Raw genomic sequence first — 16,805 nt, 5'->3', positions numbered from 1 at the left:
GCACTATTCGAAAGTCCTGTATCTTTTTCTCAGCTCAGGCCGAGTGTTGTTACGTGTATCAGGCGGGAATCGTGATTTTAAACGTGGTGCCTTCGCCTTCTTTGCTATTTACTTCCAGGGTTCCGTTATGCCCCTTAGTCACAATGTCATACGCCATGGACAAACCCAGGCCAGTTCCTTCGCCGGTGGGCTTGGTCGTAAAAAAAGGCTGAAAAATCTTTTGTTTGACAGCCTCCGGCATCCCCGTACCATTATCGCCGACGGTAATTACTACTTCCCCATTCACGCAACGTGTACTGACCGTTACGGTTGGCTTATAGTTGGGATCACCCCCCTCTTTCTGGCGTTGCTGAACGGCGTAGAAAGCATTGGTAAACAAATTGAGCATTACCCGTCCCATATCCTGCGGAATCATGTTAACCAGGCCGAGAGACGTATCAAAATCACTGGTGAACGTAGCGTTGAAGCTTTTGTCTTTAGCCCGTAGACCATGGTAAGCCAGTCGCAGGTATTCATCGGAGAGCGCGTTAATATCGGTGGGCTCCCGCTGGCCGGTGCTGGTGCGGGAATGTTGCAGCATGCCTTTCACAATAGACGCAGCCCGACCACCATGATGCGTGATTTTCTGTAGGTTCTGCTTAAGGTCGGCCAGTATTTCCGTTTCCAGTTCAACGTCCCGATCTGGCTTGGCATGTTCCTCTTCCAATTCGTCGATTAACTCAATGCTCACTTCAGAGAAGTTGTTGACGAAGTTGAGCGGATTCTGAATCTCGTGCGCAATACCCGCCGTCAGTTCACCCAGCGAAGCCATTTTTTCGCTCTGGACGAGCTGCGTTTGCGTCGTTTTCAACTCTTTGAGGGCCTCCTCCAACTCTTCTTTCTGGCGGGTAATCTCAGCGGTACGTTCGGCAACTAAATATTCGAGTTCGTTCTTTTTATTTTCAATGATGCGCCGTTGCTCAGCTTCTTTCTCTCGCTCCAGACGTATTTTTTCAAGCGATTTTTTCTGGTTCGCAGCAATAACCGCAAACGTGATCAACCAGATAATTGAGAACGTAGCACCCGACTCAAAATAATCATCGGTTTTTTCATAAAAAGAATAGGAAAGCGATTTTGCCAAACTTTCCAAACAACTGATTATGGCATAAGGTGCTATGGCAAATAATAAGGTCCGGGCCGGACGGAAGTCATACAGTTGCCAGACGGTATAAGCAATTGACAGGAAGACGATTAACTGGAACCAGATTAGCCACGGACGCGGAAATACTTCCCCAAGCCCTATCAGTATGAAGCCTGTAAGCCAAACCCGTTTAAAGTACATGTCCCACTCCGGTAGCCGAGTGGGCGTTTCCAGGAAATTGCGAACGTAACGGATTACGAAAAATGCAACAAAAATCGCGACGTATGACTCTCCATCTGCCCAGTTCATACGGCTTGTTCGTTTACAGGGTTTGACTGACGGGCAATAAGTGCGTTCTGCCGACGGATACGCCCCGACAAGCTCCGAACGATGCTACGTAGCACTTCGCCCCGCTCTTCCATGAGATCATAAAAATCGTCCTGATCAATGCGCAACAGCCGAACATCGGTGATGGCTTCGGCCGTTGCCGAACGGGCTTCGGTATCCAGCAAGGCCAGTTCACCGAAGAAGTCACCCCGGCTAAAACGAGCGAGTTCGGTCTCGCCATCAAGAATAGCGACTTCGCCCGTATAAATGACATACATGCCCGTACCGAGATCCCCTTTATGAAAAATGGTATCACCGGTCTGGTGCTTCTCTTCTTTCATGATCGGTGTAATACTGGCCAGTACGTTGTTAGGCGTCAGATCGAATAAACTGGTATGCGCCAGTAGCAAGACCCGGTCGTAAGCTGAAATCTGATCGGCTGAATGCGGTGAGTGACTCATAAGCAAGGGAGATAAAGCAGAAAAGCGCGATGCTAACCGTTGACGAGCTGCCGATGCATCTTCCGAAGGCAAACTCCGCAAAACAATACTAACCGTCCAGGCCGAAAAAACCGTCTCACCCGCTCGCAAAATAAACTCCCGGATGGATTCGGATTCGGGCATTGGGCCAAGTTCTGCATCAAGTATACGTATTTTTTCGGAGCGGGGCAGATCATCGACCAGTACCTGCAAAGTTTGGTACGTCACTCTGGGCACCAAATTATCGAGCATTTCGAGCGCATTGGCCCGGCGTTCGCGGGCGTGATGCCCAATACCCATTCTGGCTCCGGCAATCGTTTCGGAGTCGTAGAGTTGCGTCAATATATCAAACAACCGCTGGATTAGTACCGATAGCTCATAATCAAGCGTTTCGGTCAGATCAGGATCGGTCAGACTTCCCTGCATGAGTCGTTGTGCCAGGGCAACTTCATCGCGCATCAGACCGCGAAACATATCGTCGTCAGCAGGATCATTCGGGAAACGACGTAATGCCCGCAGGGCAGCACTACGTATCATCAAATCCGGTTGCTGAGCAAGGGAATTCAGTAGCTGACGGCTTTCGGCGGTATGAATAGCCCCACAAATGGCGGCAATACGTTCCAGCGTCAGTCGGTCAGGCGCTGATTTTCGCATCTGATTCAGGGCGGGAATCGTTTCGTTACCTCGGCTTTTCAATGCCTGCGTAACAGTCCGACCAATAGTTTTATCCGTCAGGTTGCTCAGTAAATAAGTCGTTAGTCCAGCATCGGGTAAGTAACCGGCCGCAGCAATAGCCGCTTTTTTTACGTCAAGATTAGAACTTGCCAATCGCTCAGTCACTAGCGGCACAAGGTCATTCAGTCGCAGCGATGCAATCAGTGTCAAGGCAATTTTCTGGTGCTCGGGATCGGCGTCGTTTGCTAATTGCGTTACTCCCTGACGAGCCGCCACATCCCGGGGGTTCAATTCCAGTACCCCCCTGATAGCCCCCTGCCGAATATATAAATCGGTATGATTCAGCAACGGCGCCAGTTCGCTCGGTTCGGCACTAATACGCCGTCCCAGCAAATAAGCCGCCTGTTGCCGCAACAACGGTTCTGCATCGGTCAACGCAATGTGCATCAACTGGCGTACAGGTACAGACTGATTCTGATGGGCAATTGCATCCATCGTTCGCCGTCGGATATCGGCATCAGGATGGGCTAGCAACGGCAGCGTTTGATGCGCCAGTTCAGCAGGATTGTAGGCATCGAGCCAACCGATGGCCATTAGTACGTCATCGGAATTAGCGCTTTGCAATTGATTTACCAGACTCTTTTTGGCCGCGGTGGGCATCGCCAGTTGCTCACTCTCCAGAAAGCGACGACCAATGGCATCATTCAACTCATGCAAATACCGCTGGTACGTATGGCGCAGTAACCATATGGCCCCAGCCAGTGCTCCAATCCACACCAAGGGTACCCATGACTGGAGGTTAGCATGGAGAATAAAAATCATGAATCCGGCAATTCCCAGACCCAATGGCTCATAAAGCCCCTTCGCCAGCGTATGGCCTTTAAGCCGCTGGGGAGGTAATAAAGGCTGAAATAATACCAGAAAGACCGGATCGAACAACGCCCGACGAACGACTTCGAAGACCAGATAAAGCCCACAGAAATAGACGAGCAATACGGTTTCGTTCGTAACAAAGCGGTTCAGAAATGTTAGGATTACCAATCCGGCTAAGGCTACCCAGGGCAGAACGAGCAGGGAGCGCTGTACACCAAACTGGTCGAGCACCTGACGCGACAGGAGTAATTTAGCCAGCATCGCCAAGCCATACGTCAGCGCCAGTACGTAGCTAACGTAGCGAATGACATCGGTCTGGTCGTGAAACCGGTGTTTGACATTAATGAAGAAGTTATACTCGATTTCAGTCGCCACAGCCGCTAATGCCGCCAGGCTGACACACATATAGAACACCAGTTCGCTCCCACCAAACCGCTGACCTATCAGTCGCGACGGTTCGCGACGGGCGGGGCGCGGTGGCTGGTGGGGCGCGTGCACATCGTGCGACTGAATGGTTAACTGAAGCACATATAGTGCCGCCAAAAACGCCCCGAAGGCAACGAGTATCAGACGGAGTACATCGGCATGGGCATGTACTAAAGCCGTTAGAATACCGCCTATTGCTTTGGCTGGCATATCGCCTGAACTGATTACGCCAAACAAACGCTTGCTTTGCCGGGTATCGAAGACAACGGCCGAAACGCCCCAGAATTCAAGATTTGTCAGTAGATATATGAGTCGATAGCCCGTCATAATCGCTACCGCTGCCGCAACCGAGTGGCCCACAATAACCAGAATTCCAACGACAAGGGTCATGACAACAGCCGCCACTAATACCCGTACAGCCAGACTACGTAGCACCAGTTGATGCTCAAAATAGTCGTATAACCGACCGACAACAATCATCGCCACCGCCGATGCAATGTAGGCAACGGGCAGACTGGTTTCAGGATGGTTTTCCAGCAGAATGGCATTGGCAGCCACATAAATGAGGATCGTGCCAATACCTAAAAGAAAATTATGGACAAAAAATAGCCCTACCGTTCGGCCTTCATCTGGCCGAATACCCAGGGCACGCTGCCATCGTTGAGTAAAAGGAGAAGGTTGATAAGTAGGGGCTGCACCAACGTTCATAAGCAGGTTCTGCGACACGATTTATCGTCAAATATAATCACCTGTCTATAAGAAGACGACAGCTTGCCGAGGAATATGGCCCTATATTAGCCAAAAGCGGGTTATGGCTAATATCTCGTCCTATTGTTCTGCACTACGTCCTCCCCTTTTGCTCATATTGACACGGTACTTAATACGGTACATATCATTGAACAAGATCGCTCGAAATTGGGTTGGAGGCACCAAGTTTTTTTAGAGTACACCACCTGTCCGTCAAACTTTTACCGTACTTTTGCACCCAATTCTTTAATCAATTGTCTAAATTATTATGAAAATCGCAGTCGTTGGGGCTACTGGCTTGGTCGGTGGCGAAATCCTGAAGGTGCTGGCAGAACGCAGCTTCCCTGTTTCTGAACTCATTCCCGTTGCTTCCGAGCGGTCGGTTGGTAAACAGGTCGAGTTTAAGGGTAAATCATATACGGTTGTTAGCTTCGAGGATGCCATTGCTGCCAAACCTGCCATTGCGATTTTTTCGGCGGGTGGTAGTACGTCGTTGGCCCTGGCCCCCAAATTTGCGGAAGCGGGCATCACGGTTGTCGATAACTCGTCGGCCTGGCGCATGGACCCCAGCAAAAAGCTGGTCGTTCCCGAAATCAATGCGAACACGCTGACGCCCGAAGATAAAATTATTGCCAATCCAAATTGCTCAACGATTCAGATGGTGGTGGCCCTGAAACCACTCCATGATCGCTATAAGATCAAACGTGTTGTCGTTTCGACCTATCAATCCGTAACGGGTACGGGTAAAGCCGCCGTCGATCAGCTTTACGCCGAACGGGCCGGAGATACCGACGCACCGAAAGTGTATCCCCACCCGATTGATCTGAACGTACTGCCGCACATTGACGTCTTCCTCGACAATGGCTATACCAAAGAAGAGATGAAGATGGTCAATGAGACCAAGAAAATCATGGGCGACGATTCGATTCAGGTAACGGCCACCACGGTACGTATCCCAACGATCGGTGGGCACTCCGAAGCCGTGAACGTCGAATTTGAAAACGAGTTTGATCTCAGCGAAGTCGTTGACTTATTGACGAATGCCGAAGGCGTTATTGTCCAGGACGATCCGAAAAACAAAATCTACCCGATGCCGCTGACAGCGCATGGTAAAGATGAAGTCTTTGTGGGTCGTATCCGGCGCGATGAAAGCCAGCCCAAAACACTGAATATGTGGATCGTGGCCGACAATCTCCGCAAAGGCGCGGCAACCAACGCGGTCCAAATTGCTGAATACCTGCTGAAACATAATCTGGTGGAAGCGGAAGCAGTAGCCGCGTAACCATTCTTCCTGAATAAAGACCAAAAGTCCCGTTCGGCAGTAAGCTGGGCGGGACTTTTCGCTTATATTACGTAGCGAATTTACCGTATACAGGTTGTTTTCAATGGAACAAGAATCTTTTTCAGCAAGCGTAACGACAGCCCCTCCCGTTATCCAACTTCAGAATATTCATAAATCATATGGCTCAACGCCGGTTCTGAAAGGGATTGATTTAAGCGTAGCGGCTGGTCAGGTCGTCGGCTACATTGGCCCGAATGGCGCCGGAAAATCAACGACCATCAAAATCCTGATCGGTATGCTGCCCGACTACACAGGTGAAGCAAGGGTATTGGGTATGGACGTAAAAACCCAGTCACTCGAGATTAAGCGCCGAATTGGTTACGTTCCCGAAAATGCAGCCCTGTACGATACGCTGACGCCCATGGAATATCTGCAATTCATCGGTCAGTTGTACAGCCTGGATGCTACAGAAATCGAGCGAAAAGCCCTTGATCTGCTACGTCTGTTTCAACTCAGCGATCATGCAAACGCCCGCATGACAACTTTCTCGAAGGGGATGCGCCAGAAAGTCTTGCTTATTTCGGGGCTGCTCCATAATCCCGATGTTATTTTCCTGGATGAACCCCTGTCGGGTTTAGATGCCAACGCGGTGGTGCTGGTCAAGGAAATCATCCGGCAACTGGCAAACAGTGGCAAGACAATCTTCTACAGTTCGCACATTATGGACGTAGTGGAAAAGATTTCAGACCGGATTATCATTATCAATCAGGGTCAGATTATTGCCGATGGTACGTTCGCCGAATTGCAGCACCAACGGCCCGAATCGCTTGAACAACTCTTCGCCGAGCTTACCGGCAGCGAAGGCCAAACGGGCGTAGCGGAGGAATTTATTCATACGCTGAAGAATTAGTGTTTTTGTGATGCTGGCGAAGGAAGCATCTTCGGAATAGACAATAACTGCTGTTAGCGAAGATGCTTCCTTCGTCAGCATCACAAAAACATGACAACCTTAATCCTTTGGCTTCTCGATCGGCTGCAACCGCTGATTCGGGCGCTGGGTGCCGATTATAGCCAGCTTCGGGCGATTGTCCAGGTCAAACTAACGATGGATAACCGCCGACCAAGTGTCGGGCTGGGTCGTTATGGCAAGCAATCGGCCGAAAGCAACAACAGCTTCACCCGCGTCCTCCTTGTCTACACCTTAATTGGCGGGCTGATTAGTCTGGCCATGCTGGCCGCTCCCGAACGAGACAGGCTATTTTTTCCACTTACGCTGCAATTCTCGTACATCATGGCCCTGTGCGCTATGACGCTCATTTCTGATTTTTCGTCGGTCATTCTGGACTCGTCTGACAACCAGATCATTTTACCGCGACCCGTCAACAGCCGAACGCTCTGGCTGGCTCGCGTGGTGCATATTACCAGTTACCTGGCCTCCATTGCGTTATCCTTATCCATAGTGGGTGTGCTGGTTGTCACCTATCGATTTGGGGCACTGGCTGGCCTTTTGTATTTATTAATGAGTCTGCTATCGGCCGTACTGATGGTGTTTTTGACCAATGTATTCTATCTCGTCCTGATGCGTTTCATCAGCGAAGAAAAGTTACGCGAGGTCATCAACTACTTCCAGATCGTGATGGCAATCCTGTTCTACGGTGGCTACCAGCTTTTACCCCGCCTGATGAACGCGCAAACGATGCTGACCGAAGCCTTAACGCATCAATGGTGGCATTACCTGATTCCACCGATGTGGATGGCGGGCGCTGTCGATATGGTTGTTCGCCCTATGGTTGACGCAACGCACCTGATTTTCGGAGCACTGGCCTTACTGACGCCCTTCGCTGGGGTATGGTTCATGAATCGGTTTCTGACTGCCGGTTTCACGCAAACATTAAGCCGTATTGATCAGGAAAGTTCTACCGTCATTCCTGCTACGTCAGCACAGGGGCAACACCAGGGTCAAACGGGCTGGATCGAACGCCTATCCGATTGGTTTACCGACAGCCCGCTCGAACGGGCAGCCTTTGCGTTTACGTGGCGCATAACGGGCCGCGATCGAAAATTCAAGTTAAAAACGTACCCTCAGTTAGGGTTTGGGCTGGCCTACGTCGTGGTTATGTCGGTTCGGGGACAGAGTTTTGGATCGACCGGCTTTTTCTATCTGTTTGCGCTTTATTTCGCGAGTCTCTACGTACTGGTGGCGCAAAATCAACTGGGTATCTCGGATAATTACCGGGCGTCCTGGGTTTATGGCAGTGCACCCATCCGTAATCCAGGCGATGTATTATCAGGAGCCCTGAAAGCGCTAATGGTCAAATTGCTAGCCCCATTTTATATCGTCGTGTCAGCCTATATTCTGTATCGATATGGCACCGATAAAATTGACGATGTCTTACTCGCGTTCAGTAATTCATTGATCATGCTGGTTAGCGCGGCCTCACTCTCAACCCATTATCTGCCGTTTTCGACACCCCCGGACGCGTTAAAACAAAACAACACGGCCCGCGGCCTGCTGATCAGTATTGTTCTGGGGATTGTTGGTTTCTCACACTACGGCCTGACTTTCCTACCCTATGGCGTCTGGATAGCCATCCCCCTATCAGCGGGTGCATTCTGGTATTTGCTACGTGTGTACCGAAAGACGAGTTGGGACAAAATCGAGATGGGGTGATAAAACTTACAAGATTATCTTCTTACAGTTATTGCTATTATAGGTTTTTCTACTTGAGGTTTTACATCCTCCTGCCACAAAGAAAAAGCTGCAATTGATTGTAAATCAATTGCAGCCGTATTATGTGCCGAAGGCGAGACTCGAATATACTTAATTTCAATATTTTGCGCATACACTAAAAATTAACAAAAATGCCCCTTATTTAATCAGAAACGGCATTTTTGATTAAACCTAAGATTAACTTGAATTAAGTACTATTCAAATAAATTAAGCAATTCCGTCCCCCATTCCGTCCCCCAATATTATATTTGTGCTGAAGTAATTATCCTTTTTCAGCAATGGCACGATCAGCAGAAAGCCCTATATCCTACGTTCTTCGAGACCCTAACGGAAAGACCGCAACTCCAATAATTGGCTTAGTGCGATTTAACAATGAGCGTTTGAAAGTGGCTACAGGCTTTAAGGTCAAACCAGCACATTGGAACGAAGACCGTGGACGGGTAAAGAACGTAGTTGATGCACTCGATAAAGATGAAATCAACGGATACCTAGAACGGACGGAGAAAGCCGTTGGTAGTATTATCGCTGACCTTAAATCAAATCTTATTCCATTAACGAAGGAGACAGTCAAACAGCGAATAGATGATTATCTAAATCCAGTTGTTGAGGTTGAAAAACCAAAAACACTATTAGACTTTGTTCGCTGGTATATCGAAACGTGTCCTACCCGTCTGGTACGTGGCTCAAAAGCCAGGACAGGACGCTTTATTTCTCCTGACACTATCAGACGATACAAGACAACGCTAAACGGCCTAGAAGCCTTTGCTAAGAGCTATCCTCGTCCTCTCTTATTTGATAACATAGACGGCGCTTTCTATAAATCATTTACGGCCTGGCTTACTGCAAAAGACTATGCCACCAATAACGTCAGCAAGTACATAGAAAATGTTAAGGGCTTTATGAGTGCTGCCGTCGATGAGGGCTTTACGTCAAATATGGCCTTTCGCAAGTTTGCTAACCTTCGAGAGGATGCCGAAAACATTTACCTGACTGAAGCTGAATTACAACGTATCTACGAGCTTGATCTAAGCAAGGTTACCCGATTGCAGCAAGTGCGTGATTTGTTCATCTTTGCCGCTTGGACAGGTTTGCGTTTTTCCGACTTCTCTACGCTGCAACCTGAACATATTAAAACCGATGAAAGCGGTAACCAATACCTTGACTTACGACAGCGTAAAACGGGCGGACGTGTGCAAATTCCTATCGTTCACGAAGTCGTAACGCAACTACTAACAAAGTATAACAATAGCTTACCGCCTGGCATCTCGAATCAGAGGACGAACGACTACTTAAAAGAGATTTGCCAGCTAGCCGAAATAAACGACCGGATTCTAAAGCATGTCACTAAAGGCGGTAAAGCTGTTGTAAAGACTTCTGACGGTTGGGGTAAGATGTCAGCAGGTGTTGAAAAATGGACGCTTGTAACTACGCATACAGCGCGTAGGAGCTTTGCCACCAATATGTTTAAACGAGGTATGCCTACTCTACTAATAATGAAGCTGACAGGCCATAAGAAGGAGAGTGAGTTCCTGAAGTACATCAAGGTTGATGCCGCCGAAACCCTTGATTTGATGCGTCAGTATTTGGGACCAAAGATGAAGATTGCCTGAACTTATAAAAGACCGAATTATTCACGCTACGAAGCCAGATAACTAAACATAGAGAATACACCTGATCCAATTAAGCCCGACTAAGTGTGAATGTCAGCCCATCGTTCACACCTAGTCGGGCTTAATCGTGCTTATCAAAAAGCCGTTTTGGTCACCTTTGTTTTATAAATAAGTGCTCCCAAAAACAGCTAAAAACACGAAATATGGACATGATATTAATGCCTGCCGATCAATTGAGGATGTTGATGTTTGAAGAGGTCAGCAGGGCTGTAAAAGACAATTTATTAACAGTCATACCAACTGCAATACCTGACGAATTACTTACGCCAGAAGAAACAGCTAAGCTTTTAAAAGTATCTAAGGTTACTCTATGGCAATGGAGTAAGCCAGCACTTGGCATTCTAAACCCGCGACGTATAGGCAACCAGGTTAGGTATTTACGAAGTGAAGTAATGGCAGCAGCCAGACCAACTAGAGGCTAAATATGACTGCTACAACAGAAACCCGATTGATAGGGTATTACAAAAACCGGAGTACTATTGAAGGCTCTGACATTACGATCCAGCAATTTTTAGACTGGATAGCTTTAGGCCAATGGAAAAACCATGTTGAATGGGTTCGTGAACCAGGGATTGAGCCGAAGGAGTACGACCGACGTAAAAGCCTAAGCCCTTGTGTAACCATTGCTGGAACCTTTGAGGGGGAAAAGAAAGCCGACAACCTACGGGAATCGTCTGGACTGCTGGCGGCTGATTTAGACCACTTAGGCGAACGAACCGAATCAATCCGGTTTCAGCTTTCACAAGACCCCTACGTTTTGGCCGTATTTAAAAGTATTGGCGGTAAGGGCTTATGCGTAATTTTTAAAATTGAGCCGAGCCGTTTTGCTGATTCGTTTCAAGGGATTGCGGATTACTTGATTAGTACTTACGGCTTGGTAGGCAAACAGTTTGATCCTTCGAGTAGTAACGTAAACCGCTTGCGGTATATCAGCTATGACCCGGATTTATTCACCAACTGGAAAGCAAAGCTATTTGCCAAATATCCCAAAAAGGATAAGAAAGCGCCTAAGCCCAAACAGTACATTCATACGGATGACGACATACAATATATTTTAGACCAGATTAATAGTCGGGCGCTGGACATTACCGGAAGCTATCAAGAATGGTATAAAATAGGCTGGGCGCTTATCAGTAAGTACGGCGAACAGGCACGGGATTACTTTCAACAGGTAAGCCAGTATAATAGCTCTTACGATCCTGACGAATGCGATAAAAAGTTTAAGTACCTAACCGATACGTTACCTCACTCTATAACTATCGGAACCTTTTACTATCACTGTCAACAGGCGGGGATAGACATAATGACTCCTAGCACAAAGGAAGTCGTCAGCGTGGCCGCAATGTCAAAGCGTAACAAAGTTACAAAGGCTTCGGCCCTTGACACTATGCTGAAAATGACAAGTGCTAAGGAAGAACAGGCCGAATTAATCATAGATCAAGTCTATGCCAGTAATGAGCCTTTTGATACACAAGACAGCTTATTCGACCAGCTTGAATTATTTCTGAAGCAAAACTATCCGATGCGTCGGAATGAAGTTTCCCGCTATATCGAAGACGAAAACGGAAGGGGCTTAATTGACGAAGATTTCAACGGAATCTGGGTTCATGCCGTGAAAGCGTTAGGTGACAAGGTAAGTGATAAAATGGTGAACAAATTAATCCACTCATCCTTTACCCCAACTTATAACCCGTTTAAAAACTTCTTTCAGGAACATAAGAAACGAAAGCCAGAAGGCGTAATCAAAGCCCTTGCTGAAACGATAGAAACCAGTACCGGACTTGAAGACAATTCGTTCTTCCCTGATTATGCCGAATTCATTATTCGTAAATGGTTATTAGGGCTAGTATCGGCTGTCTTTGATGAACACTGCCCGCTTGTGCTGGTACTGACAGGGAAAAAGGGGACTGGAAAAACAGAATTCTTTCGCCGTCTATTACCTCCTGAACTCAAGCGATACTTTGCCGAAACAACCTGGCCTATTAGTAAGGATACGGATTTACTAATGTCAGAAAATATAATAACCTGCAATGACGAATGGAAAGGTAAGACAGTGAAAGACCCGGAAACGCTAAAGGGCTATGCATCGATTGACGTATTCACTTTACGCGAACCCTATGGTAAGTCAATGGTAAAACGTCGTCGGTTGGCTCTGATGTGTGGCACATCAAACCCGACACAGATTATTAGCGATCCCGACAATAACCGCAAGATCGTAGCGATCAACGTCAAGTCAATTGATTATGCAGCTTACAATGCCATAGACAAGATCGATTTACTGATGGAGGCTTATCATGCCTATATGAGTGGAGAACGTCACCACTTGTCTAAAAACGATATAGAACGGCTTGCGGATGAGGTAAGAGGTTTTGAAGATTACTCTCTCGAACATAACCTAATCACTGAGTATATCCAAAAGCCAACCGGGACTATTGGGGAAGATGTTCAGCGACTCAGTACCACTAAGATCATGCTCTATCTGGAAAATAAAGCCAATGGTCGAAAACTATCTGAAACGATGGTTGGTCGGGAATTGGCCGCCATTGGCTACGAGAAGAAACGCTACCGGGGGGACAACCAAAAGCGACTATACGGGTATGATGTCATTTTAGAAGGGTAGTTGTCCCTGCTTTTGGGCCTGTCCCTACTTGTGTCCTATGGTTTTTTATGACAAGGTGGGACAACTAAAATGCACTAAATCAATCCCTTATAGACTCTGTCCCTACTTACCCTACTTTTTTTATAAAGATATATTATAAGAGTAGAGAGGTAGTGATATAAAGCACATATCATAAAAATACATACACTATATGTATAAATTTTGAAAAAGCCGAATCATGTAGGGAAGTAGGGACAAAATAAGCTAAAGTACTCATAATCAGACATATAAGCGTCCCTAGTAGCTAAAAATTAAGTAGGGACAAAGCAGGGACAGTGAGAAGAGTAAGGACAGTAAAACCAAATCAAAAAATGCATAACACAATTCGATTTATCCGGCCAACAGGCCAAACCGACATGCCCTATTACAATCTGGGAGACCTAGTTTCCTTTCTAACCGCCAAAGGCATTATTCGTCAAGGTGAGATCAAACCCAAAAAGGGTAAAAAATGGCTGAAGATAATTGATGATCAGATTTATTTTCATTGGGCTACGATGGACGCTCTAATGGCACAATTCAAAAGGCGACTCATAAACCCTTCAGATTGGACCAACAAACAGAGTCTTTTCCGCAAAATCTATTTCGAAATAGATGACCCAAACCATCTATTTCAAGGCTTTGGCCGGGAAGAAGTAACACAATTTTTTCAATCAATCTAAACTCAGTAAAATAATGAATACCCAAATAGAAACACCTGCCTACGTAGTCAATGTCTGTTATCCTGTCAAAACGCAACGAAATAAATCATTTACGTTTAGAGGTCCCGATCTACTAAGTGCAAGGCATATTGCTTTCCAGGCAGCACAACAGATAGCCGTTGAGAAAAACCCAAACGACGTCATAGATATAACCATAGAGTTAGTCGAAACGTGTCGTAGCATAGTAGGGGGCAAACATCGTTCCATAGCGACGATTGTCAATCAGCGCCTTAATCGTACTTCCTTCATATCCGAAGAAGACATCGACTTACTATTGGAGGTTGATCGTAACTCGTTGTTCGCAAAGTCACTTCCTGATTCAATCTTTTTGACAATCGGCCTGAACCGAAGCCATAAAGACGGCAACTCTTTAGAGGTCATACAGAAGGTATTAACTGCTGATGAACTAACCTATTATCAGCAACACGGGTACGTAACAAACCTACCTCAACACCAAGAATAACCAATTAACTAAAAACAGCTAAAGAAAAGAAATGGCAAGACCAACACAATACAATCCCAACGTACACCCTGAACAAGCTAGAAAGTTTTGTTTATTGGGTTACACAGATAGGGATTTAGCGAAAGAATTCGGCATAAGTGAAAGTACCCTGAATCGCTGGAAAAACAAGTTTCGGGAGTTTTGGGAGGCACTATTAGAAGGGAAGCAGATTGCAGACGCCGAAGTAGCACAAGCGTTTTACAAAAGAGCAGTTGGCTTTGAGTACCCGTCTGAAAAGATTGTAACTATATCCGTAGGTGACGGCTGCTCACGGGTTGAAAGAGTACCTATTACCGTCGTTGTTTTACCTGATCCCTCAGCCGCTTTGAACTGGCTAAAAAATAGACGCCCTAAAGAATGGCGGGATAAGGTAGAGGTTGAACATTCAGGAAAAATTGATACGAATGATCTTTCTACGCTGTCTGACGAACAAATAGAAGCTAGGCTAAAGGAGTTAGAAGCTAAGAAATCCAATAAATAAAATAGACCAATTCATGTTCAAAGGTGTCGGATTCGATGCCTTTAAACATGGAGGTCAAAGACAGCAAAAGACAATTATGAACGATCAAATTGACGGATTATATATTTCGGGCGTATGGGTTTGCGAAGCGGACGCCGTGTTAACATTTCAAGGTAACGACCTTACGCAACCTGACGCCCGTACTGCTTCATACTCGAATAGTTTCACCTTACCCGACAGCCTAACCGTTCGGGACTTATTACAAGGTGCTGAACAGGTTGACGCGGGCGGGGGGCTTATTTATCAACAGTTGCCCGCTCAGCTTATAGACGAAGGCGAAGTAATATTTAGGGGTGTCGCTGAGTTCGTTAGTTTTAAAGGGGGTTGGAAAACTAACCTTTATGACAGTATGATTTCGTTCTTTGATGCGATCAAAAAAAAGAACCTGCAAGACCTCGATTTAAGCCGCTTAGACCACAGTTGGACCCTTGACTATATCACTAAGATTGCGGGCGCTGCTGAGGGCGTTGTTTATCCTTTAATCGACTATGGCGGTATTGATTCGGGCGTTGTGCCGTATGACACGATGACGCCCGCAATTTATGTTAAAGACATAGTAGCTCAAATCTGTAAAGAAGCGGGTTATAGACCTGTTGGCGACTGGTTAGACGATCCTTTGTTTAAAGCGCTGGCGTTGCCGTTCGTCGGGCAAGACCCTAAATCACACGATCAAGATTGGATAGACGACCGAAGCGCCAGGGTAACGACGCCAGCGGATAACGCTATCATGCTGAAGAATGGAAGCCCGATTAATATGCTGTTGCCGCTGTCAAATGACTCCTCAAAGGGTTATGAGCAAGGCAAGTTAAAGCCCTATAGTACTACGCGTTACGCTTACGTAGTGCCCCAAAATATGCGGGTGCTAGTTGAGGCACAAGTTCTTTTCTACTCGTTAACCAGCTACGGCGCTGCTGAAGTGCGGTTGATACTTGAACGGAACGGACAGGAAGTAAGGCAGGAATATTTTACAGTTGGCGGGTATGCGGATCACATGGATGCTGGCGATTCATTGATGATTAACACGTCGGTAGATTGTCTAAAAGGGGACGAATTGACGCTACGGCTTACGGGATCATCCCGTACCAGCATATCAAAATATCAGTACTTTTTTACGCAAGCCGTGGGCGATATGTGGGCTGACTTCAAACCTGATGCTTCAGTACATTTGGGAGACTTATGGCCCGTTTCGGCCAATATGCCTGACGTGTCTTGTAGCGATTTAGTGCTTACGATTGCTAAGGCCATGTGTGGTACCTTTGAGGTCGATAGCTTCAGAAAAACCGTTCGATTAAACCGACTAGACAGCGTTTTAGAGAATCGGGCAAACTGTCGGGACTGGTCCGAAAATGTAGACGAAAGTGAAGAACCTGAATTATTCGTACAAATTGAGCCTTACACGGGTAAGAATTGGTGTAGATGGAAAGAGAACGATAATAAGTCAGATATAGGCTACGGGGACGGTTTTTTAAGCTGTGGCAACTCTCCGAATCCAGCCGAAACCCCGCTATTTGACTTGCCATTTATGGCGTCTGTTCAGTCGGCTAATACGGTTAATTCTTACGGTGCCCCTATCCTGATTAAAACGCGGTCTATTTCGGTTTCTGGCGACAGTACAACCATTGACAAAAACGATGCAGCGCCCCGCTTGATCCTGATAGAACCAACAAAAAAGGTTGAAGTCCAGACCAAAGTAGCCAGCACGGACGGGGCTATTCGGGAAACTCCTGTAACGCTTACGGCTTGCTGGTTTGCCGTTCGCCCCGAAGGTGCCCGAACGGAAAGTAACAGCTTCAGCCTGGCGTTTTCTCCGGTACTAGGACAGACCGAAGAACCGCTATTAGTCCGCTATTTTGCAGCCCTTAAGCGAACGTTACGGCGTCCCCGAATGCTAACGGTGTCAATGTACTTGCAGCCCTCAGACATTGCCATTTTAGACCTGTCTATACCTATCCGCCTGCAACGGGTTCGGGCGGGTTCGCTTGATCTAAACGACGGCTACTATTATCTAAATAAACTAAGTTCCTATCGGTCTGGTCGAACCTGTAAAGCAACTCTAATCGCGGTTTAAGGTAGCTTGATGAATCACTACCAATAAA

The 16,805-nt window shown here is 46.9% G+C and carries 12 protein-coding genes; 10 read left to right on the top strand and 2 right to left on the bottom strand.

The window, feature by feature from the left end; genetic code table 11:
* Nucleotides 1-58: 58 nt before the first annotated feature.
* Together ACYVEA_RS15245 and ACYVEA_RS15240 are read right to left on the bottom strand one after the other, a co-directional pair.
* Nucleotides 59-1,429, bottom strand: coding sequence for a sensor histidine kinase (locus tag ACYVEA_RS15245; RefSeq protein WP_461114304.1), 1,371 nt, complete (start codon nt 1,427-1,429; stop codon nt 59-61).
* Nucleotides 1,426-4,608 (bottom strand): cyclic nucleotide-binding domain-containing protein, encoded by a 3,183-nt coding sequence (locus tag ACYVEA_RS15240; protein ID WP_461114303.1) that lies wholly within the window; start codon nt 4,606-4,608, stop codon nt 1,426-1,428. The genes ACYVEA_RS15245 and ACYVEA_RS15240 overlap by 4 nt, the downstream gene beginning before the upstream one ends.
* Nucleotides 4,609-4,915: 307 nt before the next feature.
* On the opposite strand from ACYVEA_RS15240, the gene ACYVEA_RS15235 reads away from it, so the two are divergent.
* From ACYVEA_RS15235 to ACYVEA_RS15190, 10 genes are all read left to right on the top strand, one after another.
* Nucleotides 4,916-5,929: an aspartate-semialdehyde dehydrogenase gene (locus ACYVEA_RS15235; protein ID WP_461114302.1), complete on the top strand. Its 1,014-nt coding sequence runs from the start codon at nt 4,916-4,918 to the stop codon at nt 5,927-5,929.
* 103 nt (nt 5,930-6,032) lie between these two features.
* The gene (locus tag ACYVEA_RS15230; protein WP_461114301.1) at nt 6,033-6,839 is read left to right on the top strand and encodes an ABC transporter ATP-binding protein; all 807 of its coding nucleotides are present in this window, start codon (nt 6,033-6,035) and stop codon (nt 6,837-6,839) included.
* A 90-nt stretch (nt 6,840-6,929) separates the two neighbouring features.
* Nucleotides 6,930-8,600 (top strand): hypothetical protein, encoded by a 1,671-nt coding sequence (locus ACYVEA_RS15225; RefSeq protein ID WP_461114300.1) that lies wholly within the window; start codon nt 6,930-6,932, stop codon nt 8,598-8,600.
* Between the two features lie 338 nt (nt 8,601-8,938).
* Nucleotides 8,939-10,270, top strand: coding sequence for a tyrosine-type recombinase/integrase (locus tag ACYVEA_RS15220; protein WP_461114299.1), 1,332 nt, complete (start codon nt 8,939-8,941; stop codon nt 10,268-10,270).
* Between the two features lie 203 nt (nt 10,271-10,473).
* Nucleotides 10,474-10,752 carry a helix-turn-helix domain-containing protein gene (locus ACYVEA_RS15215; RefSeq protein ID WP_461114298.1) on the top strand — a complete coding sequence of 93 codons (279 nt, stop codon included), beginning with the start codon at nt 10,474-10,476 and terminating at the stop codon, nt 10,750-10,752.
* Nucleotides 10,753-10,754: 2 nt separating this feature from the next.
* Nucleotides 10,755-12,950: a VapE domain-containing protein gene (locus ACYVEA_RS15210; protein WP_461114297.1), complete on the top strand. Its 2,196-nt coding sequence runs from the start codon at nt 10,755-10,757 to the stop codon at nt 12,948-12,950.
* A 395-nt stretch (nt 12,951-13,345) separates the two neighbouring features.
* Entirely contained in the window at nt 13,346-13,648 is a 303-nt protein-coding gene (locus ACYVEA_RS15205) for a hypothetical protein (RefSeq protein WP_461114296.1), read from the top strand.
* Between the two features lie 13 nt (nt 13,649-13,661).
* Nucleotides 13,662-14,150 carry a hypothetical protein gene (locus ACYVEA_RS15200; RefSeq protein WP_461114295.1) on the top strand — a complete coding sequence of 163 codons (489 nt, stop codon included), beginning with the start codon at nt 13,662-13,664 and terminating at the stop codon, nt 14,148-14,150.
* Nucleotides 14,151-14,181: 31 nt separating this feature from the next.
* Nucleotides 14,182-14,670 (top strand): helix-turn-helix domain-containing protein, encoded by a 489-nt coding sequence (locus ACYVEA_RS15195; RefSeq protein WP_461114294.1) that lies wholly within the window; start codon nt 14,182-14,184, stop codon nt 14,668-14,670.
* Nucleotides 14,671-14,746: 76 nt separating this feature from the next.
* On the top strand, nt 14,747-16,777 hold the full coding sequence (locus ACYVEA_RS15190; RefSeq protein WP_461114293.1) for a hypothetical protein: 2,031 nt from the start codon (nt 14,747-14,749) through the stop codon (nt 16,775-16,777).
* The last annotated feature ends 28 nt before the right edge of the window (nt 16,778-16,805 follow it).

Source organism: Spirosoma jeollabukense (assembly GCF_054777855.1).
Note: the sequence above shows the minus strand (reverse complement) of the source record. Positions and strands in the feature narration are given on the sequence as shown.